Source organism: Frankia alni ACN14a (assembly GCF_000058485.1).
In the GTDB taxonomy this organism is placed as follows: Bacteria; Actinomycetota; Actinomycetes; order Frankiales; family Frankiaceae; genus Frankia; species Frankia alni.
Genome location: NC_008278.1, coordinates 6,169,708 through 6,194,557, shown reverse-complemented (window position 1 = coordinate 6,194,557; position 24,850 = coordinate 6,169,708). Strand labels below are relative to the sequence as shown.

Below are 24,850 nucleotides of genomic sequence, written 5' to 3'. Positions count from 1 at the left end.
TCCGGCTGTGGGCCGCCCGGTTGCGCCGGGTGCGTTCGGGTCCGGCGGCGCCCGCCGAGAGGGGGACCGATCGCCGCGGCGGCGGTTGACCCGACCCTTTCCGGCCGGTGCACACTGGTGAGGTGAGGCTGACCGAGTTCTGGGCGAAGATGGACATACGGTTCGGTTCGGCCTACGCGGAGTCGTTTGCCCGCGATCATGTGCTCGCGGGGCTCGGCGGCGCGACGGTGGAGGCGGCCCTGGCCCGCGGTGACGACGCCAAGACCGTGTGGCGGGCCGTGTGCGACGAGTTCGACGTGCCCGCCCGGGAGCGCTGAGCGCGCCGATCGGCGTGTCGCCGAGCCGTCGAACGCCTGTTCGGCTAGAGTTATCCCCATGCGGGCACTTATCCACAGATCACCCCCGGCCCTCGAAACTGTCGGACCCACGGCCTAACGTCACCTCCGTGGCCAAGAATCGACGACCTCAGCATGGAGTAACCCCAATGGCGGCAGGACTCGACCGTGACAAGGCGCTGGACAATGCCCTGGCGCAGATCGACAAGGCGTTCGGCAAGGGATCGGTCATGCGATTGGGGGACGACACCCGGCCGCCGATCCAGGCCATCCCCACGGGCTCGATCGCGCTGGATGTCGCGCTCGGTATCGGTGGCCTTCCGAAGGGCCGCGTCATCGAGATCTACGGCCCGGAGTCGTCCGGGAAGACGACCGTCGCCCTGCACGCCGTGGCGAACGCGCAGGCGGCCGGCGGCATCGCGGCGTTCATCGACGCCGAGCACGCCCTCGACCCGGAGTACGCCGGGAAGCTCGGGGTCGATATCGACAACCTGCTGGTCTCCCAGCCGGACACCGGTGAGCAGGCGCTTGAGATCGCGGACATGCTGGTGCGGTCCGGTGCGCTGGACATCATCGTCATCGACTCGGTGGCGGCGCTGGTCCCGCGGGCCGAGATCGAGGGTGAGATGGGCGACAGCCACGTCGGCCTCCAGGCCCGGCTGATGTCGCAGGCCCTGCGCAAGATGACGGCCGCGCTGGCGAACTCCGGCACGACCGCGATTTTCATCAACCAGCTCCGCGAGAAGATCGGCGTCATGTTCGGTTCGCCGGAGACCACGACCGGTGGAAAGGCGCTGAAATTCTACGCGTCGGTGCGCCTCGACGTCCGCCGTATCGAGACGCTCAAGGACGGCACGGAGGCCGTGGGTAACCGCACGCGAGTCAAGGTGGTGAAGAACAAGGTCGCCCCGCCGTTCCGGACCGCCGAATTCGACATCGTCTACGGCGGTGGTATCAGTCGCGAGGGTTCCCTCATCGACATGGGCGTCGAACACGGCATCATCCGCAAGTCCGGTGCCTGGTACACCTACGACGGCGACCAGCTCGGCCAGGGCAAGGAGAACGCCCGGTCGTTCCTGCGGGACAATCCCGACCTGGCCAACGAGATCGAGAAGAAGATCAAGGAAAAGCTCGGCATCCTGCCCAGCGTCGAATCCGACGCGGTGGCACCGGTCCCCATCGACCTCTGACCGATGGTGGGAGCCGGTCGGCGCGACGCCGGCCGCCGTCCGGCCGCCGGCACCGACGCCGCAGGCGATCCCGGTGCCGGTCGGCCGGCCGATCCGGTCGTCGTCGCGCGGGAGATCTGCCTGCGCCAGCTGGCGGCGCGGGCGCGTAGCAGGGCCGAACTGGCCGCGACCCTGCGCCGTCGAGGCGTGACCGACGACGTCGCCGCGACGGTGCTCGACCGACTGACCGCAGTCGGGCTCGTCGACGACAAGGCCTTCGCCGCCGCCTTCGTGTCCTCGGCGCGTACCCACCGCGGGCTGGGTCGGCAGGCACTCGCCGCGGAGCTGCGTCGGCGGGGAGTCCAGCCGGACGTGGTCGAGGGGGCCACGTCCGCTCTCGCCGCGCAGGACGAGGAGGACGCGGCCCGGGATCTGGTCCGGCGCCGGTTGCGATCGATGGACCGGCTGCCCGAGCAGGCGCGGACGCGACGGCTGCTGGCCATGCTCATGCGGCGGGGCTATCCGGCCGAGCTCGCGATCCGGGTCGTGCAGGAGCTGGTCGGCGCCGGTACCGAAGAGGAGGAGCCGCCGACGTGGGACGACGGCGACCTCGGCCCCTCCGCCTGAGCTCTAGCGGGAATTCCGCCTGTTGTCAATGTGACGAATTTCTTGACCGGAGAATGTGACCCGTCTTATTCTCCCAGAAAGGTGACAGGATCCTCCGCGGGGACGCGGTGACGATAGCTCGTTCAACTTCACAAGGAGGCAGCCGCCGCGAGCGGGTGTCCGAGTCGCCATGCCGGGATGGGCCATCTCTGTTGATGGTCTGCTCCAGCTTGCCGCCATGGGCTTCTTATCGTAATGGTGGAGTCCGCGCTGCCCCTCCACGGCTGATCGCGCCGGGTCGTGGGTCCTTCGCCGCTCCGATCCAGCCCGCCTGGGCGGGTCCGACGATAGCGGAGGGAGCAGCGGTGGACGGCGTTCTCGTCATCCTCTTGTCGCTCGTTCTCCTCGTGCTCGTCGCGCTTATCCTCGCCGTGGCGTGGCTGGCGCGCACGGCGCGGGGGGACCGGCATTACGGCGCCGCGACACGCGCAACCCGGAGCTCCTCGGGTATGGCGGCCTCCGTCGACGCGCTTGCGCTCGACGACGACGACGGACCCGCGGTGCGGGTACTGCCCCCCGTCCGGCCCGCGGCCGAAGGCGAACGGCCGGCGGGTGACGCTCCCGGTGCGGCCTACGGCGAGTCAGCGGCCGCACCGGACGCCGGCCTCGGCTCCCCGGCCCCTCGGGCGCCCCACCACGATGCGGCCGCCGCGCCGGAGCCCGGGGCGGCGATCGGTGGTGCACCCACGCCGGCCGCCGGATCACCCGCCGACGCGTCGGATACGGGCCGGATCGCCGAGACGGTCGACACGGGGACGGTCCTCGCCGTGGCGGCCGTCGCCGACACGCCTAGCCGGGTTGCCGCGACGGAGGACACATCGCTCGAAGCGCCATTGCGGGAGTCGGCGTTGCGGGAGTCGGCGCCGGGGGAGTCGGCGTCGGTGCGACGGGCGGCCGAGCGCGAGGCGGCGCAGATCGTCGCTCGGGCGGAACGTGAGGCCGCGGAGCGACTCGCCCGGGTTGAGCGGGAGGCCGCGGAGATCCGCCGACGCGGCGAGGACGAGGTCGCCTCGCTGCGTAACCAGGCTCGTGCCGAGGCTGCGGCCGACGCCTCCCGCGCGGAGGCCGCGGTACGCGACGCGGCCCGCGTCGAGCTGGAGGCCGCCCGGGCCGAGATCGCCACGGCCCGGACCTCCTTCGAGGAGGAGCTGCGGGTCCGGCGGGCCGAACTGCGCGGCCGGGAGGAGGCACTTGCGGCCCGGGAACAGCGAGTCGAAGAGCGCACCGCCGGTCTGGACGAGCACGCCAGCCGGCTCGCCGGGCGTGAGCAGGACCTGCTCGACCGGGAGGACGAGCTGGCCCACAGGACGGCGGAGGCGGCCGACGACGAGGCCGCCCGGCAGGCGGCGCTGGAGCGCATCGCCGAGCTCACCGCGGTCCAGGCCCGGGCCGAGCTCGTCTCGACCATCGAGCACGAGGCCCGCCGCGAGGCTGCCCTGCTGGTCCGTGAGATCGAGGCGCGGGCCGAGGAGGAGGGCGAGGAACGCGCCCGCCGAATCGTGACCACGGCCATCCAGCGGGTCGCCTCCGACCAGACCACCGAGTCCGTCGTCACCGTGCTGCACCTGCCGGGCGACGAGATGAAGGGCCGGATCATCGGCCGCGAGGGGCGCAACATCCGGACCTTCGAGTCCGTCACCGGGGTGAACGTGCTGATCGACGACACCCCGGAGGCGGTCCTGCTGAGCTGCTTCGACCCGGTGCGCCGGGAGATCGGCCGGATCACGCTCGCGGCGCTGGTGTCCGACGGGCGCATCCACCCGCATCGCATCGAGGAGGAGTACGCGCGCGCTCAGGTGGAGGTCGAGGAGCGCTGCGTGCGCGCCGGCGAGGACGCGCTGCTCGAGACCGGGATCTCCGAGATGCACCCCGAGCTGGTCACCCTGCTCGGGCGGCTGCGTTACCGCACCAGCTACGGCCAGAACGTGCTCGCGCACCTCATCGAGAGCGCTCACCTCGCCGGGATCATGGCCGCGGAGCTGCGGATGGCGCTGCCCCTGGCGAAGCGCGCGGCGCTGCTGCACGACCTCGGCAAGGCGCTGACGCACGAGGTCGAGGGGTCCCATGCCCTCATCGGCGCGGACGTGGCCCGCCGCTACGGGGAGTCCGAGGAGGTCGTGCACGCGATCGAGGCGCACCACAACGAGGTCGCGCCCCGCTCGCTGTGCGCCGTGCTGACCCAGGCGGCCGACCAGATCTCCGGCGGCCGGCCGGGGGCGCGCCGCGACAGCCTGGAGTCGTACGTGAAGCGGCTCGAACGGATCGAGCAGATCGCCGGTGATCGCCCGGGGGTCGACCGGGTGTTCGCGATGCAGGCGGGCCGGGAGGTGCGGGTCATGGTCGTCCCCGAGGAGGTTGACGACGTCGCCGCCCACCTGCTCGCCCGCGACGTCGCCCGGCAGATCGAGGACGAGCTCACCTACCCGGGTCAGATCCGGGTGACCGTGGTCCGGGAGACCCGGGCGGTGGGCACGGCTCGCTGACCGGGCGTCCCGTCGGCCCGCTGACCGCGCGTCCTGTCGGATCGCTGGACCGGGCGCCCGGTCGGGACGGCTCAGGTCAGGGTGCCACCCGAGCCGCCCTGCTCGGGCACCGCTGCCGCCGGCGGGGCGCCGGCGGCCGTCGCGGCGTCCAGGGGCAGCTGCGCGTGCCCGCCGCCGAGCCGGCGGTTCTGCCGCCGGTCGAGCCACCGGGCCAGTGCCGACAGCAGGCTGTTGGTCACGATGTAGATGACCGCGATCGCCGTGTAGATCGGCAGGGCGTACCGGCTGCCGAGGAACTCCACGGCGCCGCGCCCGGAGCGCAGCAGCTCGCTGTAGGCGATGACGAAACCGAGGGAGGTGTCCTTGAGCAGGGTCACCAGCTGACTGATCAGGGTCGGGCTCATCCGCCGGACCGCCTGCGGGAACTGGATGAGCCGGAAGACCTGCACCGGCCGCAGCCCGAGCGCCGCGGCGGCCTCGGTCTGCCCCCGGTCGATCGAGGCGATCCCCGCCCGGAAGATCTCGCTGATCACCGCCCCGTTGTAGGCGGTCAGGCCGAGCACCAGGGCCCAGAAAGCCGACAGCTTCCAGCCGAGCGCCGGCAGCCCCAGGTAGGCGAACAGGATCAGCATGAGCACCGGCAGGCTGCGGAACAGCTCGACCACGGCGGTGGCGGGGATGCGCACGGCGCGGTGCCGCGACATCCGCGCCATCGCCAGCGCGACGCCGAGGACCACGGCGAAGACCATCGCCGTCAGCGCCGCACGCAGCGTGTCGAGCAGGCCGTTCCACAGCAGGGTCCGCAGGTCTGGCTGGTCGACGAACACGCTCCACAGCTCGCCGTCGAGCTGCCCGTGGTCCGCCAGCCGCAGCAGGGCCAACGTGATCAGCCCGGCGATGACGGCGAGCGCGACGATGCTGGAGATCAGGATGCGCCGCCGGCCCCGGGGGCCGGGCGGATCCGCCAGGACGATCGGCGTGCCGCTCATCGTGCCCTCGCCACCCGTCGTTCGGTCAGGGCCAGTGCGCCCGCCAGTGCCAGGGTGAGGATCAGGTAGGCGACCACGCCGCCGAGCAGAACGGCGATGACCGAGTCCGGGTTCGCCGTCGTCAGCCGTTGCACGACCCCGGTCAGCTCCTGGACGCCGAACGCCGCGGCGATCGAGGTGTTGCGGATCAGGGCGCTGATCACGCTGCCGAGGGGCTGGAGCACGTTGCGGAACGCCTGCGGCAGCACGATCATCCGCAGTGACTGGGTGAAGGTCAGGCCGAGCGCGCGGGCGGCCTCCGCCTGACCGAGGTCGACCCCGTTGATGCCCGAGCGGACCGCCTCGCAGACCAGCGCTCCGTGATAGATCGACAGGGCGACCACCGCGAAGGTGAAGTAGGAGAACACGATGTCGACCTGCGGCAGGACGAACACGACGAAGAAGAACACCACTGTCAGCGGGGTGTTGCGGACGATCTCCACGTAGGCGGTGCCGAGCCAGCGCAGGGGAGGCACCGGCGAGACCCGCATCGCCGCGAGCGCGGTGCCGAGGATCAGCGCCGCGATCGCCGCGAACAGGCTCAGGCCCACCGTGCGGCGGAATCCCTCGGCGAAGATGTCGAGGTTGTCGAAGACGGCGTCGATCGCGAAGCTCCCTCGTGCGGTGGAACGCCTGGTCGCGGTGACCGGCGGAACCAGCCGATCACCGCGACCGGTGGGTCAGGAGGTGTAGCGGTCGACGGGCGGCGGGGTCGGGGTGTTGGGCTCGACCTTCCCGACGGTCGAGCTGAACGCCTTCGCCCAGCGGCCGTCGGAGTACGAGGCCTCCAGCGTGTCGTTGATGAACGTCCGGAAGGCCGTGTCGCCCTTCTTGATCCCGATGCCGTACGGCTCCTTCGTGAAGGTGCCGCCGACGAGCTTGAAGGCGTCCGGATCCTTGTCGATCAGGCCGAGCAGGATCACGTTGTCGGTCGTGACCGCGTCCACCTGCCCGTTCTTCAGCGCGTCCGCGCACTTGCTGTACACGTCGAACAGCACCAGCTGGGCGGCCGGTGCCACCTTGCGGATGTTCTCCGCCGGGGTGGACCCGCTGACCGAGCACACCTTCTTGCCGGCGAGGGAGTCCTTGCCGGTGATGTCGGTGTTCTTCTTCGCCACCATGATCGACTGTCCGGCGACGTAGTACGGCCCGGCGAAGTCGACGACCTTCTTGCGCTTGTCGTTGATCGTGTACGTGGCGACGACCATGTCGACCCGGCCCTGCTGGATGAACGGCTCACGGTTGGCCGACACCGTCTCCACGAAGTTCACCTTGTCCCGGGGGATCCCGAGGGCATCCGTGATGATCTCCGCGATCTCGACGTCGAAGCCCTCGGGCTTGCCGCTGAGGTTCTTCAGGCCGAACAGGTTCTGGTCGAACTTCGTCCCGACGGTGATCTTCCCGGCGTCGTGGAGGCGGGCCATCGTGGTGCCCGGGGCGAAGCTGGCCGCGGCGCCCGTGGGCGCCGCGTCCTTGGTGTCGTCGTCGCTGCTGCCACAGGCGGTCAGGCCGAGGGTGGCGACCATCGCGGCGCCGAGCAGCAGCGCGCCGCCGCGCCGCCGGGCGCGGCCGGACCCGGCGGAACGTCGGGGTGAGTTCCCGCCGGGTTGCCCGGGGTCACCGGTAGGACGCCCGGCGGATGGCCGCCGGCCCCGACTGAACGGTGTACGCATGACCGATCCTCTCGCGGTGCCCCGGACCGCCGGGTCCGGAACGGGGTCTGGTGTCGAAGGAGGTGTCCCGGTGTGCCGCCCGGGGCGCGGCTCCCGCCCGGCGCGCGGCGGGCCATGGGGGTGGCCCGGCGCCGGGGCCGGCCCCGGTCAGTGCTTGTGGCAGTGCTTGCGTCGGTGCTTGCGACCAGCCCTTGCGTTGCGACCAGCTCTTGCGTTCAGTGCTTGCGCATCAGTGCTGCAGGATCCTGGCCAGGAAGTCCCTGGCCCGGTCCGACTTTGGCGCGCCGAAGAAGTCGTCGGGCGGCGCGATCTCCAGAATGCGACCGTCGGCCATGAAGGCCACGCGGTCGGCGGCGGAGCGGGCGAAGCCCATCTCGTGGGTAACCACGATCATGGTCATTCCCGTCGCGGCCAGGGACCGCATGACGTCGAGCACCTCGGAGATCATCTCGGGATCCAGGGCCGAGGTCGGCTCGTCGAACAGCATGAGAACCGGGTCCATGGCCAGCGCCCGGGCGATGGCGGCGCGCTGCTGCTGGCCGCCGGAGAGCTGCCGGGGGAGCCGGTCGGCCTTGTCCGCGATGCCGACCCTGGTCAGCAGTTCGCGGGCGCGGGCCTCGGCCTGGCCCCGTTTCTGTCCGAGCACCTTCGTCGGCCCGAGCGTCACGTTGTCGAGAATCGTGCGGTGGGCGAACAGATTGAACGACTGGAAAACCATTCCCACCCGGGAGCGCATCCGGGCGAGTTCCCGCCCCTCCGCGGGCAGCGGGTTCCCCTCGAACAGGATACGGCCCTCGTCGATCGTCTCCAGCCGGTTGATGCAGCGGCACAGCGTCGACTTCCCGGACCCGGAGGGCCCGATGACGACAACGACCTCTCCCGCCTCGACAGAAAGATCGACGTCGCTCAGTACCCGGTTGTCGCCGAAGGACTTCCCGACTCCCTCCAGGGTCACCAGGGGCACATCGACCTCCCGACACAATGGCAGAACGGTGTGGTGGTGGACCGAGCATCCCGGCGGATCCGGGACGGACGGGCCAGGCGCGCGGATTGTCGTGGGCCGGACAGGTGGACGGCCGCTGCGCCAGCGTTTCCGGACCGTTGCGGCGACATTCGCGGATGATACGCGACGGGCCGTCGAAGACCGCGAATCTGTATATTTAACGACATGGATTCGGGGGTCCACGTCCCTCCGGGCGACGTCGCGGTGCGGTCGACCCGGCCCGGCGGTCCGGCCTGGCGGGGCGCCGGTCGCCCACCTGGCCGCGAGCGACGCGCCGTAGGCTGGTTGACGTGACGGGCCGCAGCTACGAGGTACGCACGTTCGGGTGCCAGATGAACGTTCACGACTCCGAACGGCTCTCCGGACTGCTCGAGTCCGCCGGCTACGTTCCGGCCCCCCCCGGCAGTGAGGCCGACGTCGTCGTGTTCAACACCTGTGCGGTGCGGGAGAACGCCGACAACCGGCTGTACGGCAACCTCGGCCAGCTCGTCCCGGTGAAGAAGGGCCACCCGGGGATGCAGATCGCCGTCGGGGGCTGCCTGGCGCAGAAGGACCGCTCGACGATCCTCGACCGGGCGCCCTGGGTCGACGTCGTCTTCGGCACCCACAACCTGCATCGCCTGCCGGTGCTGCTGGAACGGGCCCGGCACAACGCCGCCGCCGAGCTGGAGATCGCCGAGGCGCTGGAGGTGTTTCCCAGCTCGCTGCCGACGCGGCGGGCCAGCCACCACTCGGCCTGGGTCAGCATCAGCGTGGGCTGCGACAACACCTGCACCTTCTGCATCGTGCCCAGCCTGCGCGGCCGCGAGCGCGACCGCCGGCCGGGCGACGTGCTGGCCGAGGTCGAGGCGCTCGTCGGCGAGGGAGCGCTGGAGATCACCCTGCTGGGGCAGAACGTGAACTCCTACGGCCGTTCGCTCGGCGACCCGGGGGCGTTCGCCAAGCTTCTCCTCGCCTGCGGCCGGGTCGACGGCCTGGAGCGGGTGCGCTTCACCTCGCCGCATCCGCGGGACTTCACCGACGACGTCATCGAGGCGATGGCCGCCACGCCCAACGTCTGCCACCAGCTGCACATGCCCCTGCAGTCCGGCTCGGACGACGTGCTGCGCCGGATGCGCCGCTCCTACCGGCGGGACCGGTTTCTCGGCATCGTCGAGCGGGTGCGGGCGGCGATGCCCGACGCGGCCATCACCACCGACATCATCGTCGGCTTCCCCGGCGAGACCGAGGCGGACTTCGCCGACACCCTTGACGTGGTGCGCCAGGCGCGCTTCGCCGGGGCCTTCACCTTCCAGTACTCCCCGCGTCCGGGAACCCCGGCGGCGACGATGGACGGCCAGATCGACCGGACCACCGTGGCCGAGCGGTACGCCCGCCTGGTCGCGCTGCAGGACGAGGTCTCCTGGGCGCAGAACCGCGAGCTGGTGGGCCGGCGGGTCGAGCTGCTCGTCGCGGAGGGCGAGGGTCGCAAGGACGACGCCACCGGCCGGTTGTCCGGCCGGGCGCGCGACGGTCGTCTCGTGCACTTCCGGGCCGGTGCGGGACTTGCGGCACGGCCCGGTGACGTCGTGGAGACCGTGGTGACACGGGCGGCGCCGCATCATCTGACGGCCGACGGTCCGCTGCTGTCCCACCGCCGCACCCGCGCGGGTGACGCCTGGGAACTCGCCCGCACCGCCCCCGTGCCCGCCGCCGGCGACGGTGCCGGCACCACGGCGGCCCGGCAGACCGTCGCCCTCGGCATGCCGTCGGTGGGCCCGGCGCCGAGTCCGGGCCGTCGGTGACCCTCGTCGCCGCGGCCGTCTGCCCGCACCCGCCGCTGCTGGTCCCCGAGGTCGGCCGCGGTGAGCAGGTCCACGCCCGCGCCGCCGCCGTGGACGCGGTGCGGCGGCTGTGCGCCGCGCGGCCGGACGGCATCGTGGTCGTCGGGGACGCACCGGCCGAGACGCGCTTCGGGTCCGAGTCGGCCGGATCGCTCGCCGGCTTCGGCGTGGACCTGCGCGTGCCGCTCGGGCCGCCCCCCGCCGGCCCGCCGTTCGCAGGGCCGCCGTTCGCAGGGCCGCCGTTCGCGGGGCCGCCGGTCCCAGGGCCGTCCGCCGCCGTGGCGCCGTCGTTGCCTCTGTCGTTGACCGTCGGCGCCTGGTTGTTGGCGAGCGCCGGCTGGTCCGGGGATCGCGCGGCGCTCGGGGTGCCGGCCGGCCATTCCCCGCGGCAGGCGGCCGACCTCGGTGAACGCCTCGTCGTGCAGGCCCGGCCCGGGCAGCGGCTCGCGCTGCTGGTCATGGGGGACGGCTCGGCGCGGCGCACCCTGAAGGCGCCTGGGGGGTTTGACGAGCGCGCCGCGGCGTTCGACGCCGCCGCGGCGGCGGCCCTGGCCGGACCCGATCCCGGTGCGCTGCTCGACCTCGATCCCGAGCTGGCGGCCGAGCTGCTGGCCGCCGGCCGGGCCTCGTGGCAGGTCCTCGCCGGTGCGCTACTCGCCGCGACTCGGGACGACACGCCAACCGAAGCCTGGTCCAGCGAGCTCACCTATGACGACGCGCCCTACGGTGTCGGCTATCTGGTTGCCGTTTGGAATCGGGGGGTCGCGCAAGGTGGTAGGGAGTCCGGCTGAGCTGCCGCCAGGTGTGTGGCGGACCGATGTCGCCGGCCTGGCCGCGCTGCGGTGCGGGTCGGTGGACGCCCCGGCGGTTCTGCTGTTGCCGGGCTACGCGGCGAGCAAGGAGGACTTTCTGCCGATCATGCCGGCGGTGGCCGCCGCGGGCTTTGCCGCGACGGCGCTCGATCAGCGGGGCCAGCACGAGTCGCCCGGCCCCGACGAGATCGCGGCCTACAGCCTGGAGGCGTTTGCCGAGGACGTGCATCGTGTGATCGGCGCGCTCGGCCTGCAGGCGGGCGCACCGGGCGGGCACGGCGTGCACCTGGTCGGGCACAGCTTCGGCGGCCTCGTCGCCCGCGCGGCGGTCATCGCCGACCCCGGCCGGATCCGCACGCTGACCCTGCTGTCCTCCGGACCGGCCGGGATCGTCGGGCGGCGTCAGGCCGCGCTGCGCACGATCCGGCTGGTCCTGGAGCGGGGCGGGCCGGCCGCGGTGTGGGCGGCGCTGCACGCCATGGAGCGGCCCCGGCCGGCGCCGACGGCCGACTTCCTGCGACGACGGTTCTTCGCCCACAACCAGACCGCCCTGATGGCGATCGCCCAGCACCTGCTCGACACCCCCGACCGGGTCACGGAGCTGGCGGCGGTCGCCCGCGGCGTGGGCCTGCCGGTGCTCGTCGCGCACGGTGAGAGCGACGACGGATGGCCGGCCGCCGTGCAGGCCGACATGGCCCGCCGGCTCGCGGCCCGCTACGAGGTGCTGCCGGGTGCCCGCCACGACCCGGCGGCCGACGCCCCGGACGCGCTGGTCGCCACACTGGTCGGCTTCTGGCGGTCGTCGGGCCTGCCGGCGCGGCGGCCGGCGCCCGCCGTCGCCGAGGCCAGCTCCGGAGCCGCCTGACCGGCTGGGCCGAGGGCTGCCGATCGGGCGGGCGCGCCGATGCCGCGCCGGCGCGTGGCACGATCGGGGCGATGAGCACGCGGGAGCGGTCAGGGTCGGGATCAGAGTCGGGTTCGGGACCGGGACCGGTGGTGGCGGTGGTGGGGCCGACGGCCGCGGGCAAGAGCGATCTCGGCATCGAGCTGGCGCTCGCGCTCGGCGGCGAGGTCGTCAACGCCGACTCGATGCAGCTCTACCGCGGGATGGACATCGGCACCGCCAAGGTCCCGCTGGAGCAGCGCCGCGGGGTGCCCCACCATCTGCTCGACGTCTGGGACGTGACCCGCGCCGCCGACGTCGCCAGCTTCCAGGCCGACGCCCGACGGGTGATCGACGGCCTGCTCGCGGTGGGCCGGACCCCGGTGCTGGTCGGTGGGTCGGGGCTGTACCTGCGCGCCGCCCTCGACGATCTGACCTTCCCGGGCACCGATCCGGCCGTGCGGGCGCGCTGGGAGCGGGAGCTGGCCAGCCGCGGGGCGCCGGCGCTGCACGGCGAGCTGGCGCGGCTCGCGCCGCGGGCCGCGGCGGCGATCCTGCCCACCAACGGTCGCCGCATCGTGCGCGCGCTGGAGGTCGTCGAGCTGACCGGAACCTTCGAGGCCACCCTGCCCGAGCATCGCTCCGTCTACGACGTCGTCCAGATCGGGATCGACCGGACCGATCTCGACGAACGGATCGTCGAACGGGTGGAGAGAATGTGGGGCGCGGGTTTTCCCGACGAAGTGCGAAGGTTGGCGGAAATGGGCCTCCGGGAAGGTCGTACGGCGTCCCGTGCGCTGGGATACGCTCAGCTGCTCGCCTGGTTCGACGGAGCAATGGACTCCGCCGAGGAGGCCAAGCAGGCCACAATTACCGCGACGCGACGCTTTGCCCGACGGCAAAGGTCCTGGTTTCGTCGGGACGAGCGGATAGTCTGGCTGGACCAACCGGATGTCACCCAGGTGCTACGGCTGGTGGGTTCGCTCTGACGGGTGATCGGTCAAACGGCTCCGGGGCGACGGGTCGGCGCCGAACCACGGCGTCACCGACGCGCGGCGTGCGGCGGCCGGTCCCGCTCGGCGTCTGGAGAGATCGATGTGACCGCGCCCTCCGCTGCTGCCGGTTCCCCACCCGACCTGACTCTCGTTCCCGCCCTCTACGCCGCTTTCGACGACGGCTCGTTGCGATTGCATTTCCAACCCGAGGTGGACCTGCGTAACGGCTCGGTTCCGGGAATGGAAGCCCACCCGCGCTGGCAGCATCCTGAGCGCGGCGTGCTCGGCCCGGCGGAGTTCATGCCGATCGCCGCCGCCGCCGGCCTCGTCCACCAGGTCGACCAGTGGGTCCTGCGGATGGCGGTGACGGAGGCGCGCACCTGGCACCGGATGGCCGTGGGCACGCCGATCCGCCCGCCCCGGCTGTGGGTCAACGTCGACGGCCGCCAGCTCGCCAGCCCCGCCTTCGTCGCCGAGGTCGACCGGCTGCTCTCCGGCCGGCTGCTGCCGGCGGGGGCGATCGGCCTGGAGTTCAGCGAGCGCGACCTCGGGCTCGCCGCGCCGGTGGTGCCCCGCCTGCTGGAGCGGCTGCGCGGCCTCGGCGTCGCGATCGCCGTCGAGTCGTTCGGCACCTGGTTCGGGTCGCTGGCGATGTTCGACCTGCTGCCGCTGGACCTCGTCAAGCTCGACGGCGTCTTCCTGCGGGCGACCATGCGCGACCTGGAGGGGGAGGCCGTCGTCGCGGCGATCGCCCGGCTGGCTCACCAGCGGAGGCTCACCGTGGTCGCCGACGGCGTGGACACCGCCCGGCTGGCCGCCCGGGTGGTCGAGCTCGGCTGCGACCGGGCGATCGGGCCGGTGTTCTGCCCGCCGGTCCCGGTGGAGGACGCCCGGATGATCGCGCTGGGGCGGGGCCGCCCGGACCGCTGGTACAGGCCGCCGGCGCGGACCGACGACCGGATGGGGGAGTGGGTGCGCGCCGCCGGGGGATGAGTCGCGGCGTCGGTGTGATCGACCTGAACGGTTGATCCGCTGATCGTCCCCATCGTCCCCATCGGCCCGGGCGGCCCCATCGGCCCGGGCGGCTCGGCGGCCTGGGTTGTCGCGCCGTACGATCGCCTCGTGCGGGACGACCGGGAGCTGCGCTTCGTCAAGGGCCATGGCACGGGCAACGACTTCGTCGTGCTGCCCGACCCGGACGGCGACCTCGAGCTCACCGCGGACCTGGTCCGTGCGTTGTGCGACCGGCGCACCGGCGTCGGCGCGGACGGCGTGCTGCGGGTCGTGCTGTCCGCCGCCGTCCCCGAGGTCGCCCCCCTCGCCGGGGCCGCCCGCTGGTTCATGGACTACCGCAACGCCGACGGGTCCGTCGCCGAGATGTGCGGCAACGGCGCCCGCGTGTTCGCCCGCTACCTGGTCGCCGCCGGCTACGCCCAGCCCGGCCGCTTCACCATCGCGACCCGCGCCGGCCTGCGCCTCGTGGAGGTGCCGGCCGCGGGGGACGTCACGGTCGACATGGGGCCGCCGAGGCTGTCTGCCGGGGCCGGGTCGGCGGTGACCGTCGCCGAGCGCGACTTCACGGCGGTCGGGGTGTCGATGGGCAACCCGCACGCGGTCTGCTTCGCCGACGATCTCGACGTGCCCGCGCTGCGCGATCTCGACCTGACCCGCCCCCCCGCGTTCTCCCCGGTGGACTTCCCGGACGGGGTGAACGTCGAGATCGTCGTCGAGCGGCCGGGTGGGGTCGCCATGCGGGTCTACGAACGCGGGGTCGGGGAGACGGCCTCCTGCGGCACCGGTGCCTGCGCGGTCGCGGTGGCCTGGGCCGCCCGCCAGGGTCTGCGTCCCACCCCCGGATCTGCCCTCGCCTCCGAGCCCGCGCCTGACGCCGAGCCGGGGCAAAGCGCGGCGGCGGGCGTCCGCCCGTCGGCTGTGTCGGGGGTGCGCCACGGCGCCGGCGCGGCGCCGTCGGCGGTCGAGGTCGAGGTCGAGGTCGACGTCCCGGGCGGCGGCCTGGTGGTCGTCTGGCGTCCCGGCACCGTGCTGCTGCGGGGACCGGCCGAGCTGGTCTACGACGGTGTGCTGCGCCCGGCCAGCCTGGGCCCGGCCACCCTGGGCCCGGCGGACCCGGGCGGGCAGGGCGCGGCCGCGAGCGCGGACGTGGCCGGGGTCGCCGACGCCACCGAGATCCTGGCGGCCGCCGGACTGCCCGGCTCCTCCGGCCGCTGATCCGCTCCGGCGGACCTCGGGCGTGTCCGCCGACGGCGACGTCCGTTTTCGACAAGACCGCCTGGCCTGCGACGTCCTACGGTGCGGTCATGCCATCCACGTTCAGTCTCATCGGCCTGATCGTCGCCGACATGGGCCGCAGCCTGGCCTTCTACCGCCTGCTCGGGCTCGACCCGCCGGCCGGCGCCGACGCCGAACCGCACGTCGAGGTGTCCCTGCCCGGCGGGCTGCGCCTGGCCTTCGACACCGAGGAGACGATCCGTTCCTTCGACCCGGACTGGTCGCCGGCCACCGGCGGCGCCGGGCGGGTGACCCTGGCCTTCGCCTGTGACAGTCCCGCCGAGGTGGACGCGCTCCACGCCGACCTGCTCGCCGCCGGCCACCCCGGCCACCTGCCGCCCTGGGACGCCTTCTGGGGCCAGCGCTACGCGACCGTCCTCGATCCGGACGGCAACCACGTCGACCTGTTCGCCCCGCTACCCGCCGTCGCGACTGCCTGACCGCAAGAACCGGCAGGCTTGTCCCCCGCCGTCCTCCGGGGCCTCGGCGGGGGGTCCAGCAGGCTGGTCAGCGTGACGCCGGCCAGGGCACGCACCTCCCGGGCCAGATGGGCCTGATCGGCGTAGCCGGCGTCGGCGGCCACCACCGCCAGGCGCCGGCCGGCCCGCGCCGAGCGCAGCGCGTCCTGCAGCCGCAGGATGCGGGCGAGTGTCTTCGGGCCATACCCGAACATCTGCCGGCAGCGGCGCAGGAGCTGACGTTCGCTGAGCGCGGCTGCCCGCGCCACCTCGGCCACCGGCAATCCGGCCCGGATGCCGGCGACGATCGTCGGCATGAGCGGATCGCCCAGTGCCGGGTGGCGGGGACGGGCGGCAACGCACGTCTCGAGCACCCACGCCGGGTCGCCCGCGTCGGCGAGCCGCTCGGCGAGTCGCCGAGCCGGCCCCGCGCCCCACAGGTCGGCAAGCTCCGAGCGGCGGTCGCGCAGCTCCGCGGCGGGCACCCCGAGCCGGGCCGGACCGCACCCGGGATCGAAGCGCAGGCCGAGGTGGCGCACCCCCGGCGCCCAGCTCGCGAGCGTGGCGACCGTGTCCGGGCCGGCGACGATCAGTCGGCCGTCGGAGCTCCAGATGATGTCGATGCAGCCGTCGGGCAGGATCCGGTGGACCTGCGCCACCCGCCCGTCGGGGGCCGGGCCACCCGCTGGCAGGCGTCGCCGCAGCGGGTCGGCCCCCGCCTGATCGAGGCCGCCGGCAGGCCCGGACGGGCCGTGCGCGGACCAGATCGTGGCCGGCAGCCGGGTCGCCGGTCGTTCCCGGTACACGGCGTCGACGGTACGCGGCCGACGTCCCGTTCGGGGCGCCCCGAACGGGGCGTCTACCTCGTGCCGGGGGCTTGTCGACCCGCGGTCACGACAGTGGTGCACGGGAGCGCTTTGCGTCAGGTCGGCGAGGCCAGGGCGCCCGCAGCGCGGTGAGGTGGCCGCCGAGGGTCCGTTGCGCTGTCTGGGCGCCCATGCCCCGTTCCGGGTGCCTGTGCCGGCCGATGTGAAGGCCACGGCATGCCAACCCGGAAACCGTTCGCGATCGTCATGGCGGCGTGGGACCCTGGTCGGAGACGGGATGAATCCGCAAGGCAGCGACCGACGCCCGCGCCGGCCCCTGTCGCGGACCTCATCAGGTCGCCGGAACCCGCGCGTGACCTGGCCGGACGAAGCGGCGCGGAATCTCGCGGCAGCGAGCCGCGTTGAGAACGGATGGTATGACTCTTCCTGCCGACGCCCTGACGGCGTCCACTTTCGACAGATCCCTCATCGACCTCGCCGATGCGGATTCGGCGTACCTCTCGGGTTTCTATGACGATTCGGGAGACGGCTTCGACCTGGAGGAGCGCGCGGCACTGCGCCGTGTGCCCGGGCTGGCCACCGAGCTCGACGACGTCACCGAGGTCGAGTACCGCCAGCTTCGGCTGGAGCAGGTCGTCCTCATCGGAGTGTGGACGTCGGGTTCGCTGCGGTCGGCCGAGGCCTCCATGGCGGAGCTCGCCGCCCTCGCGACCACGGCGGGTTCGGTCGTGCTCGACGCGCTCGTGCAGCGTCGCGACCGGCCGGACGCGTCGACCTATGTCGGGTCCGGCAAGGCCCGCGAACTCGCCGAGGTCGTCGCCGCGACCGGCGCGGACACGGTGATCTGCGACGGCGAGCTCACCCCGGGCCAGCTGCGCCAGCTCGAGGAGGTCGTCAAGGTCAAGGTCATCGACCGGACGGCGCTCATCCTCGACATCTTCGCCCAGCACGCGACGTCCCGGGAGGGCAAGGCTCAGGTCGAGCTCGCCCAGCTCCAGTACATGCTGCCCCGCCTGCGTGGCTGGGGTGAGTCGATGTCCCGCGCTGCGGCCAGCGGCGGCGGACGTGCCCCCATCGGGACCCGTGGACCCGGCGAGACGAAGATCGAGACGGACCGCCGGCGACTGCGCGCCCGGATGGCACGCCTGCGCCGGGAGCTCGCCGGGATGGCGACCGTGCGGGAGACGAAGCGGTCGGCTCGCCGGCGCGGCGAGGTGCCCGCGGTGGCGATCGCCGGCTACACCAACGCCGGCAAGTCATCGCTGCTCAACCGTCTCACCGGCGCCGGCGTCCTCGTCGAGGACGCGCTGTTCGCCACGCTGGACCCGACCGTGCGGCGCGCGACCCTGCCGGACGGCCGGGCGTTCACCCTCACCGACACGGTCGGCTTCGTCCGGCACCTGCCGCACCAGATCGTCGAGGCGTTCCGCTCGACCCTGGAGGAGGTCGCCGACGCGGACCTCATCCTGCACGTCGTCGACGGCTCCGCTCCCGACCCGGCCGCCCAGATCTCCGCGGTGCGCGAGGTGCTCAACGACATCGACGCGGGCAACGTTGCCGAGTTGATTGTCGTGAACAAGGTTGACGCCACCGAGCCGACCGTCCTCGCCGGCCTGCGCCAGCTCGCGCCCGACGCTGTCTTCGTCTCGGCGCGCACGGGGGAGGGGTTGACCGCGCTCGTCGACGCCCTGTGCGCCCGGGTTCCCCACCCCGACGTGGAGATGAAGGTCCTCGTCCCCTACACGCGGGGCGATCTCGTCTCACGGGTGCACGCCCACGGCGAGGTGCTCGAGTTGGAGCACACCGCGGACGGCACCCGCCTGCTCGCGAGGGTGTCCCCGTCGCTCGCCGCGGAACTGCACGCCTTCCAGCCCTGATCCCAGCCCTGACCTGCCCTCAGCCCTGACCCATTCCCCCAGCCCTGGCCCGTCAGCCCTGTTCCCTCGGGACCGAGGCTGTCGGGACCGGGGCTGTCGGGACCGGGGCTGTCGGGACCGGCATTGACCCGCCGCCGACGGGCACGGCACGGCCGGTGGCACCTGTCCCGCGGTTCGTGGCAGCCGAACCGGCCGGCCGCCTCGCGCGGCCGGCCGTCCACGGTCAGATCCGGCGCAGCACGGCGACGATCCGCCCGAGGATCGTCGCCTCCTCGCCGGGGATGTCGCTGAACGTCGGATTCTCCGGGTGCAGCCAGATCTTCCCGTCGCGGACCCGTAGGCGCTTGACCGTCGCCTCGCCGTCGATCATCGCGGCGACGATCTCACCGTTGTCCGCGACCGGCTGCTGGCGCACCACCACCCAGTCGCCGTCACAGATCGCTGCATTGATCATCGACTCGCCGACGACCCGGAGCAGGAACAGAGTGCCCTCGCCGACGATCTCCTTCGGCAGGGGAAAGACGTCCTCGATCGCCTGCTCGGCCAGGATCGGCCCGCCGGCGGCGATCCGCCCGAGGACCGGCACGTAGGCCGCGGACCCCTCGCCGCCCACCCCGGCCGGCGCCGCCGCGGCGCCCGGGAACGTCGACACGACAGCCGCCGCGCCGGAATCGGCCTTGCGCCGTGGCCGGTCGGGGCTGAGCACCTCCATGGCCCGCGGACGGTTCGGGTCCCGGCGCAGGTAGCCCTTCTCCTCCAGCACCTTGAGCTGATGCGCCACGCTGCTCGTGCTGGTCAGCCCCACCGCCTCCCCGATCTCCCGCACGCTGGGCGGGTACCCGCGCCGTTCCACCTCGGCCCGGATGACCTCGAGCACCTTGCGCTGCCGGGGGGTCAGGCCGGCTGCGTCCGCGGGGTTTTCGGGAAAGGCCCGCACGTTGCCGCGGGCCCCGCCCCGGCGTGTACCCCTGCCTTGGCTGGTCATCGCCTACCGCTCTCCTCGTCGCCTACTCCGTCGCCGGTTGGTCGCCGCGCGGCCGCGCGCCGGACGTGCGCGCGGCTGACGGCCTCGCCCGGCGAGACCGGCACCCCCCACGGCACCCGGCTGTCCGCGACCGGGGGAAACCGCCCGGTGCAAACCTGATCGTCTCGACGGTAACCGCCCGGTCGCGGAATCTCAAACGTCTGTTCGAGCGTGTCCCTTTTCCTGGCGGGTCTCCGGTGCGACAATCGATCAGGAGTTCGATCGAACGGGAGTTCGTGGCGTCCGCGACCTGGTTCGGGGTGCCTGGGGAGGAAGCCGTGCACAGCGCGCACACCACGCAGGTGGTCGATCTGGCGGCTGCCCGGGAACGGGCGGCGCGCCGGGCCGGGAGATGGCCGGCGGGCGGTCCGGCGCGGGTGCGAGTGGCCCGGCCGGCCGCCGGGGTCGGTGCCGGGAGGCCGGTTCCGGGGGCGTGCCTGTCTCGTTCACCGGTTTCTCGCTCGCCGGTCTCTCGGTCGGCGGTGCGCCGTGGCGCCGGCGAGCCGCTGCCGCCGCTGCGGCTGACCCGCCGCGGCCGGGTTGTCGTGGTCGCCGTCGTCGCGCTGGCCCTCGCCGCGGTGCTGGTGGGCGTCCTGCCGCGCGCCTCGATCGCGTGGTCCGGCGAGCCGCCGCGGGGTCACCTGGTGCTCGCCGGAGAGACGCTGTGGGAGATCGCCGTTGCGCTCGACCCCGACGCCGACACCCGTGTCGTCGTGGATCGGCTGATGCGGATCAACCATCTCCCCTCGGTCGAGCTCACCCCCGGCCAGTTCCTGGTGCTGGGCTGACCCGCCGGTCGGGCGGTCCACTCCGCCACCGTCTGATCCCGGCCGGCGCTCGGCGGCTCGTCGCCGTGACGGGCCGGTCTCCGGCGGCAGCGGGCGGGTGAGGCGCCCTCGCGCAGGGTTGTCGCGCCCCCGCGGGCTGATGTCCCGGTGTGACACGCGGGGGGGCCGGTGTCCCCATCACTGGGGTTGTGCGCTAGGTTGGACACAACATCTGGTGCTTACGAGGGCGTAAGTCATCCACAGGTTGATGCACAGGCTTTCCACAGAGGTGCGGGCGGCCGTCCACAGGACGGCTTGGCCGGTGCTCGGGCGTGGGCCGGCTCCCGGCTCGTCGTCCCGCCGCGCCGGGTGGTCCGCGCCGGACCGGACGAAGGAGGCGTATCGCGTGCGATGCCCGTTCTGCCGGCATCCGGACAGCCGTGTCGTCGACAGCCGGGAGGCCGAAGAGGGCTCGGCGATTCGGCGGCGGCGATCCTGCCTGTCGTGTGGTCGCCGGTTCACCACCATGGAGGAGGCGTCGCTGCGGGTGCTCAAGCGCAGCGGCGTGGCGGAGCCCTTCAGCCGCGCCAAGGTGATCACCGGCGTGCGCAAGGCGTGCCAGGGCCGGCCGGTGCGCGACGATGATCTTGCTCTGCTGGCCCAGCGCGTGGAGGATGCCGTGCGCTCCTCGGGCTCGGCGGAGGTCCCCGCGGAGGCGATCGGCCGGGCGATCCTCGGCCCGCTCCGCGAGCTCGACGAGGTGGCCTACCTCCGTTTCGCCTCGGTGTACCTGGCCTTCGAGTCGCTCGGCGACTTCGAGAACGCGATCGCGGCGCTGCGGGCCGAGACGTCCGGTACCCGCCGCGGCGCCGAGCCGGACGACCTCGACGATCTCGACGAGCTGGGGGGCCCGGCCGGCCGCCACACCGGTGGGGCGTTCACCGACCCGGCGGACCCGATGCAGCGGGCCGGCCCCGACAGCCCCCCGTCCGGTGGCCGGCGGGTCGACTCGGACACCTCACGCCCCGGCCGCCCAGGCCGGGACATGCTCGCCGCCGTTCGCGAGCACCCGGAGACCCCGGGCCGCCGCAGCGGCGGGAACCCGTTGAACATCGTCGAGGGCGGCCTCGGCCGGGCCGAGCCGAGTACGGGGGAGTACGAGGTCGGCCGGGCGCGCGGCGCCTCGGCCACCCGCACCTGACGGGCCGCCGCCGGGCCGCGCAGGCCCCGCCCGCCCGTCCCACCAGCAGCATCGCCGCCCCGCCGGCCCGTTCCCGCGCGCACGGGACGACCTGACCCGGCCGGCGTGGGCGTCCGAACCCGTGTGACCCGATTCCGCGTTACTCGATGCCCGCGCGGCCCGGTCGCGGCGACCCGGTTTCGCGTGTCCCGGCCGTCCCCCACCTGGCCGTGTCCGTGGCCGGACGGGCGCCGGGATGGGAGTCGGGCCGCCGGGGTCGGTGTGTTCGCCATGCGTGCCGCTCCCGCCGGACCGGTTGACCCCGGGGTTCGGCTCGGCCGGCACGCCGATTCGCCCGCGGTCCGCCGTCCACGCATGCAGTGGACCGGGCCCGGGCGGGGATGCCACCACCAGTGCGCCAGCGCGCGCCGATGAGAAGACAGGACGAGGAGCGTCATGACCGAAAGTCGCGGCACGAAGGCGGGCAGGTCTGCGGCCAGGGCGAGCGGATTGAAGATCCGGCGCTCGCGCACCACCGCCGGCGTCCACCCGTACGACGAGGTCACCTGGGAGACCCGGGACGTCGTCATGACCAACTGGCGGGACGGCTCGGTCAACTTCGAACAGCGCGGGGTGGAGTTCCCCGAATCCTGGTCGGTCAACGCGTCGAACATCGTGACGAGCAAGTACTTCCGCGGGGCGCTGGGCACGCCGGGCCGGGAGTCCTCCCTGCGCCAGCTCATCGACCGGGTCGTGCGCGCCTACGGCACCGCCGGCCGCGAGCACGGCTACTTCGCCACCGACGCCGACGCCGAGATCTTCGAGCACGAGCTGACCTGGATGCTGCTTCACCAGGTGTTCAGCTTCAACTCCCCGGTCTGGTTCAACGTCGGAACCCCAGCCCCCCAGCAGGTCTCCGCGTGTTTCATCCTTTCAGTTGATGACACTATGGAGTCGATTCTCAACTGGTATCGCGAGGAAGGGCTGATCTTCAAGGGCGGCTCGGGGGCCGGGCTCAACCTGTCCCGCATCCGCTCCTCGAAGGAGCTGCTGTCCTCCGGCGGCACGGCCTCCGGCCCGGTGAGCTTCATGCGCGGCGCGGACGCGTCGGCGGGCACGATCAAGTCGGGTGGGGCGACCCGGCGGGCGGCGAAGATGGTCGTGCTCGACGTCGACCACCCGGACATCGTCGAGTTCGTCGAGACGAAGGCCCGGGAGGAGGACAAGATCCGGGCACTGCGGGACGCCGGGTTCGACATGGACCTCGGCGGGCGGGACATCGCCTCCGTGCAGTACCAGAACGCCAACAACTCGGTCCGGGTCACCGACGAGTTCATGCGCGCGGTCGTCGATGGGAGCAGCTTCGACCTGCGGGCCCGCCTCGACGGTCGGACCATCGAGACGATCGACGCCAAGGGGCTGTTCCGCACCATCGCCGAGGCGGCGTGGGCCTGCGCGGATCCCGGCATCCAGTACGACGGCACGATCAACGACTGGCACACCTGCCCCGAGAGCGGCCGGATCAGCGCCTCCAACCCCTGCAGCGAGTACGTGCACCTGGACAACTCGAGCTGCAACCTCGCGTCGCTGAACCTGCTGACGTTCCTGCGCCCGGACCGGACCTTCGACGCCGAGGGGTTCGTCGCCGCGGTCGAGCTGATCATCACTGCGATGGACATCTCGATCTGCTTCGCGGACTTCCCGACCCCGGAGATCACCGCAGTCACCCGCGCCTACCGCCAGCTCGGCATCGGGTACGCCAACCTCGGGGCGCTGCTCATGGCCAGCGCCCGCGCCTACGACTCCGACGGCGGCCGCGCGCTCGCCGCGTCGATCACCTCGCTGATGACCGCCACCGCCTACCGGCGCTCGGCGGAGCTCGCCGGCATCGTCGGCGCCTACGACGGCTTCGCCCGCAACGCCGACGCGCACCGCCGGGTGGTGCGCAAGCACTCCGCCGCGAACGACGCCGTACGGTCCGTGCACACCGAGGACACCCGGGTCCTCGCCGCGGCGTCCAAGGAGTGGGCCCGGGCGCAGACGCTGGGCGACAAGCACGGCTGGCGCAACGCCCAGGTGAGCCTGCTCGCCCCGACCGGCACGATCGGCCTGGCGATGGACTGCGACACCACCGGCATCGAACCGGACCTCGCCCTGGTGAAGATGAAGAAGCTGGTCGGCGGCGCCAGCATGCGGATCGTCAACCAGACGGTCCCGGCGGCGCTGCGCGCGCTCGGCTACCCGGAGGAGACCCTCGAGGCGATCGTCGAGTTCATCGCCGAGCACGGCCACGTCGTCGACGCCCCCGGCCTGCGTCCGGAGCACTACGACGTGTTCGACTGCGCGATCGGCGAGCGGGCCATCTCCCCGATGGGGCACGTGCGGATGATGGCCGCGGTGCAGCCGTTCCTGTCCGGCGCGATCTCCAAGACGGTGAACATGCCCTCGACCGCGACCGTCGAGGAGGTCGAGGAGATCTACCTGGAGGGCTGGCGGCTGGGCCTGAAGGCGCTGGCGATCTACCGGGACAACTGCAAGGTCGGCCAGCCGCTGTCCGACGTCCGGGGGGCGAAGCGGGACGCCGCGGCGAGCGCCGCGACCGCCGCGGCCCTGGCGGCGCCCCCGGCCGGCGCGCCCACGCCCGTCGGGACCGCGCTCGTCGGGACCGCCGCCGCCGAGATCGAGTACCGGCCGGTGCGCCGGCGGCTGCCGAAGACCCGCCCGTCGCAGACGGTCTCGTTCGCCGTCGGCGGTGCGGAGGGGTACCTGACCGCGGGCTCCTACCCGGACGACGGCCTCGGCGAGGTCTTCATCAAGATGTCGAAGCAGGGCTCCACGCTGGCCGGCGTGATGGACGCCTTCGCGATCGCCATCTCGATCGGCCTGCAGTACGGGGTGCCGCTGGAGGCGTACGTCAGCAAGTTCATCAACATGCGCTTCGAGCCGGCCGGGATGACCGACGACCCGGACGTCCGGATCGCTCAGTCGATCATGGACTACCTGTTCCGCCGGCTGGCTCTGGACTACCTCGACGCCGACCGCCGTGCCGAGCTCGGCATCTCCACCGCGGCCGAACGGCTCCGCGAGGTCAACGGCCGGTACGGAGTGCAGGCCGACGCGGTCGTCGACCCCGTCGAGGCGCCCGCCGGGCCACTCGCGGACGCGCTGCCCGGCGCGCACGCCCCGGAGCCGGGCGCGGGTTCGGCTGTGGGTTCAGCCGCGGCGGGTTCTGCCGTGGGGGGTTCTGCCGCGGGTCCGGTCGGCGCCGGGTCGGCGCCGCCGGCCAGCCGTCCGGGGCCGGGCAGCAACGGGGTCGCTGTCGGCCACGGGCCCGCGCACGTGGCGCGCGAGCTGCGGCTGGCGACGCCCGGCGAGTCGCTGCTCGCCCAGACGGTCGTCGACGCGCCGCTGTGCTTCACCTGCGGGGTGACGATGCGCCCCGCGGGGAGCTGCTACGTCTGCGAGCAGTGCGGCTCCACCAGCGGCTGCAGCTGAGCGGTCCGGTGGGGTCCGCGGCCCGGCCGGGAGGGGTTCCGCCGGCCGGGCCGGCCAGCCGGC

At 73.1% G+C, this 24,850-nt stretch carries 21 protein-coding genes; 15 read left to right on the top strand and 6 right to left on the bottom strand.

The window, feature by feature from the left end; translation table 11 throughout:
- Positions 1–122: 122 nt before the first annotated feature.
- The 4 genes from FRAAL_RS24915 (at position 123) to rny (ending at position 4,653) form a co-directional block, all read left to right on the top strand.
- A complete protein-coding gene (locus FRAAL_RS24915) occupies positions 123–317 on the top strand; it encodes a DUF3046 domain-containing protein (RefSeq protein WP_011606794.1) in 195 nt (64 codons plus the stop codon).
- Positions 318–484: 167 nt separating this feature from the next.
- A complete protein-coding gene (gene recA, locus FRAAL_RS24910) occupies positions 485–1,525 on the top strand; it encodes a recombinase RecA (protein ID WP_011606793.1) in 1,041 nt (346 codons plus the stop codon).
- Between the two features lie 3 nt (positions 1,526–1,528).
- Entirely contained in the window at positions 1,529–2,131 is a 603-nt protein-coding gene (recX, locus tag FRAAL_RS24905; protein WP_011606792.1) for a recombination regulator RecX, read from the top strand.
- Positions 2,132–2,475: 344 nt separating this feature from the next.
- Entirely contained in the window at positions 2,476–4,653 is a 2,178-nt protein-coding gene (gene rny / locus FRAAL_RS24900) for a ribonuclease Y (RefSeq protein WP_011606791.1), read from the top strand.
- Between the two features lie 71 nt (positions 4,654–4,724).
- Here rny and FRAAL_RS24895 read toward each other — a convergent pair whose 3' ends face one another.
- From FRAAL_RS24895 to FRAAL_RS24880, 4 genes are all read right to left on the bottom strand, one after another.
- Positions 4,725–5,642: an amino acid ABC transporter permease gene (locus tag FRAAL_RS24895; protein ID WP_011606790.1), complete on the bottom strand. Its 918-nt coding sequence runs from the start codon at positions 5,640–5,642 to the stop codon at positions 4,725–4,727.
- Positions 5,639–6,259, bottom strand: a complete 621-nt coding sequence (locus FRAAL_RS24890; protein ID WP_256788748.1) for an amino acid ABC transporter permease — start codon at positions 6,257–6,259, stop codon at positions 5,639–5,641. The genes FRAAL_RS24895 and FRAAL_RS24890 overlap by 4 nt, the downstream gene beginning before the upstream one ends.
- 102 nt (positions 6,260–6,361) lie before the next feature.
- Positions 6,362–7,354, bottom strand: a complete 993-nt coding sequence (locus FRAAL_RS24885; RefSeq protein ID WP_011606788.1) for a glutamate ABC transporter substrate-binding protein — start codon at positions 7,352–7,354, stop codon at positions 6,362–6,364.
- 229 nt (positions 7,355–7,583) lie between these two features.
- Positions 7,584–8,318, bottom strand: coding sequence for an amino acid ABC transporter ATP-binding protein (locus FRAAL_RS24880; protein WP_011606787.1), 735 nt, complete (start codon positions 8,316–8,318; stop codon positions 7,584–7,586).
- 329 nt (positions 8,319–8,647) lie between these two features.
- Here FRAAL_RS24880 and miaB point away from each other — a divergent pair, with 329 nt between their 5' ends.
- The 7 genes from miaB (at position 8,648) to FRAAL_RS24845 (ending at position 15,599) form a co-directional block, all read left to right on the top strand.
- Positions 8,648–10,141 (top strand): tRNA (N6-isopentenyl adenosine(37)-C2)-methylthiotransferase MiaB, encoded by a 1,494-nt coding sequence (gene miaB / locus FRAAL_RS24875; RefSeq protein WP_011606786.1) that lies wholly within the window; start codon positions 8,648–8,650, stop codon positions 10,139–10,141.
- Positions 10,138–10,971: a class III extradiol dioxygenase subunit B-like domain-containing protein gene (locus tag FRAAL_RS24870; protein ID WP_011606785.1), complete on the top strand. Its 834-nt coding sequence runs from the start codon at positions 10,138–10,140 to the stop codon at positions 10,969–10,971. The genes miaB and FRAAL_RS24870 overlap by 4 nt, the downstream gene beginning before the upstream one ends.
- Before the next feature lie 13 nt (positions 10,972–10,984).
- Positions 10,985–11,857 carry an alpha/beta fold hydrolase gene (locus FRAAL_RS24865; RefSeq protein ID WP_050997245.1) on the top strand — a complete coding sequence of 291 codons (873 nt, stop codon included), beginning with the start codon at positions 10,985–10,987 and terminating at the stop codon, positions 11,855–11,857.
- A gap of 71 nt (positions 11,858–11,928) precedes the next feature.
- Positions 11,929–12,864, top strand: coding sequence for a tRNA (adenosine(37)-N6)-dimethylallyltransferase MiaA (miaA, locus tag FRAAL_RS24860; protein ID WP_050997244.1), 936 nt, complete (start codon positions 11,929–11,931; stop codon positions 12,862–12,864).
- A gap of 108 nt (positions 12,865–12,972) precedes the next feature.
- Positions 12,973–13,863 (top strand): EAL domain-containing protein, encoded by an 891-nt coding sequence (locus FRAAL_RS24855; RefSeq protein ID WP_011606782.1) that lies wholly within the window; start codon positions 12,973–12,975, stop codon positions 13,861–13,863.
- Positions 13,864–13,992: 129 nt separating this feature from the next.
- Entirely contained in the window at positions 13,993–15,099 is a 1,107-nt protein-coding gene (gene dapF, locus FRAAL_RS24850) for a diaminopimelate epimerase (protein WP_011606781.1), read from the top strand.
- 89 nt (positions 15,100–15,188) lie between these two features.
- Positions 15,189–15,599 carry a VOC family protein gene (locus tag FRAAL_RS24845; protein ID WP_011606780.1) on the top strand — a complete coding sequence of 137 codons (411 nt, stop codon included), beginning with the start codon at positions 15,189–15,191 and terminating at the stop codon, positions 15,597–15,599.
- Here the strand turns inward: FRAAL_RS24845 and FRAAL_RS24840 are convergent.
- The gene (locus FRAAL_RS24840; protein WP_157892215.1) at positions 15,524–16,423 is read right to left on the bottom strand and encodes a helix-turn-helix transcriptional regulator; all 900 of its coding nucleotides are present in this window, start codon (positions 16,421–16,423) and stop codon (positions 15,524–15,526) included. The genes FRAAL_RS24845 and FRAAL_RS24840 overlap by 76 nt on opposite strands.
- Positions 16,424–16,860: 437 nt before the next feature.
- Here FRAAL_RS24840 and hflX point away from each other — a divergent pair, with 437 nt between their 5' ends.
- Complete coding sequence (gene hflX, locus FRAAL_RS24835; RefSeq protein ID WP_041939751.1) at positions 16,861–18,321, top strand: GTPase HflX; 1,461 nt, start codon at positions 16,861–16,863, stop codon at positions 18,319–18,321.
- Positions 18,322–18,544: 223 nt separating this feature from the next.
- On the opposite strand, the gene lexA is transcribed toward hflX, so the two are convergent.
- Positions 18,545–19,306 (bottom strand): transcriptional repressor LexA, encoded by a 762-nt coding sequence (lexA, locus tag FRAAL_RS24830; RefSeq protein ID WP_011606777.1) that lies wholly within the window; start codon positions 19,304–19,306, stop codon positions 18,545–18,547.
- Between the two features lie 521 nt (positions 19,307–19,827).
- On the opposite strand from lexA, the gene FRAAL_RS24825 reads away from it, so the two are divergent.
- The 3 genes from FRAAL_RS24825 (at position 19,828) to FRAAL_RS24815 (ending at position 24,787) form a co-directional block, all read left to right on the top strand.
- Positions 19,828–20,133: a LysM peptidoglycan-binding domain-containing protein gene (locus FRAAL_RS24825; protein WP_011606776.1), complete on the top strand. Its 306-nt coding sequence runs from the start codon at positions 19,828–19,830 to the stop codon at positions 20,131–20,133.
- A gap of 385 nt (positions 20,134–20,518) precedes the next feature.
- On the top strand, positions 20,519–21,313 hold the full coding sequence (nrdR, locus tag FRAAL_RS36440) for a transcriptional regulator NrdR (protein ID WP_041940983.1): 795 nt from the start codon (positions 20,519–20,521) through the stop codon (positions 21,311–21,313).
- A gap of 435 nt (positions 21,314–21,748) precedes the next feature.
- Positions 21,749–24,787, top strand: a complete 3,039-nt coding sequence (locus tag FRAAL_RS24815; protein WP_011606773.1) for a vitamin B12-dependent ribonucleotide reductase — start codon at positions 21,749–21,751, stop codon at positions 24,785–24,787.
- The last annotated feature ends 63 nt before the right edge of the window (positions 24,788–24,850 follow it).

Bases quoted from the DNA above. Each gene is read 5' to 3' on its own strand.
- miaA (WP_050997244.1), top strand. From the start codon at position 11,929: ATGAGCACGCGGGAGCGGTCAGGGTCGGGATCAGAGTCGGGTTCGGGA.
- recX (WP_011606792.1), top strand. From the start codon at position 1,529: ATGGTGGGAGCCGGTCGGCGCGACGCCGGCCGCCGTCCGGCCGCCGGC.
- FRAAL_RS24885 (WP_011606788.1), bottom strand. From the start codon at position 7,354: ATGCGTACACCGTTCAGTCGGGGCCGGCGGCCATCCGCCGGGCGTCCT.
- FRAAL_RS24815 (WP_011606773.1), top strand. From the start codon at position 21,749: ATGACCGAAAGTCGCGGCACGAAGGCGGGCAGGTCTGCGGCCAGGGCG.
- FRAAL_RS24845 (WP_011606780.1), top strand. From the start codon at position 15,189: ATGCCATCCACGTTCAGTCTCATCGGCCTGATCGTCGCCGACATGGGC.
- lexA (WP_011606777.1), bottom strand. From the start codon at position 19,306: ATGACCAGCCAAGGCAGGGGTACACGCCGGGGCGGGGCCCGCGGCAAC.
- FRAAL_RS24895 (WP_011606790.1), bottom strand. From the start codon at position 5,642: ATGAGCGGCACGCCGATCGTCCTGGCGGATCCGCCCGGCCCCCGGGGC.
- recA (WP_011606793.1), top strand. From the start codon at position 485: ATGGCGGCAGGACTCGACCGTGACAAGGCGCTGGACAATGCCCTGGCG.
- hflX (WP_041939751.1), top strand. From the start codon at position 16,861: ATGACTCTTCCTGCCGACGCCCTGACGGCGTCCACTTTCGACAGATCC.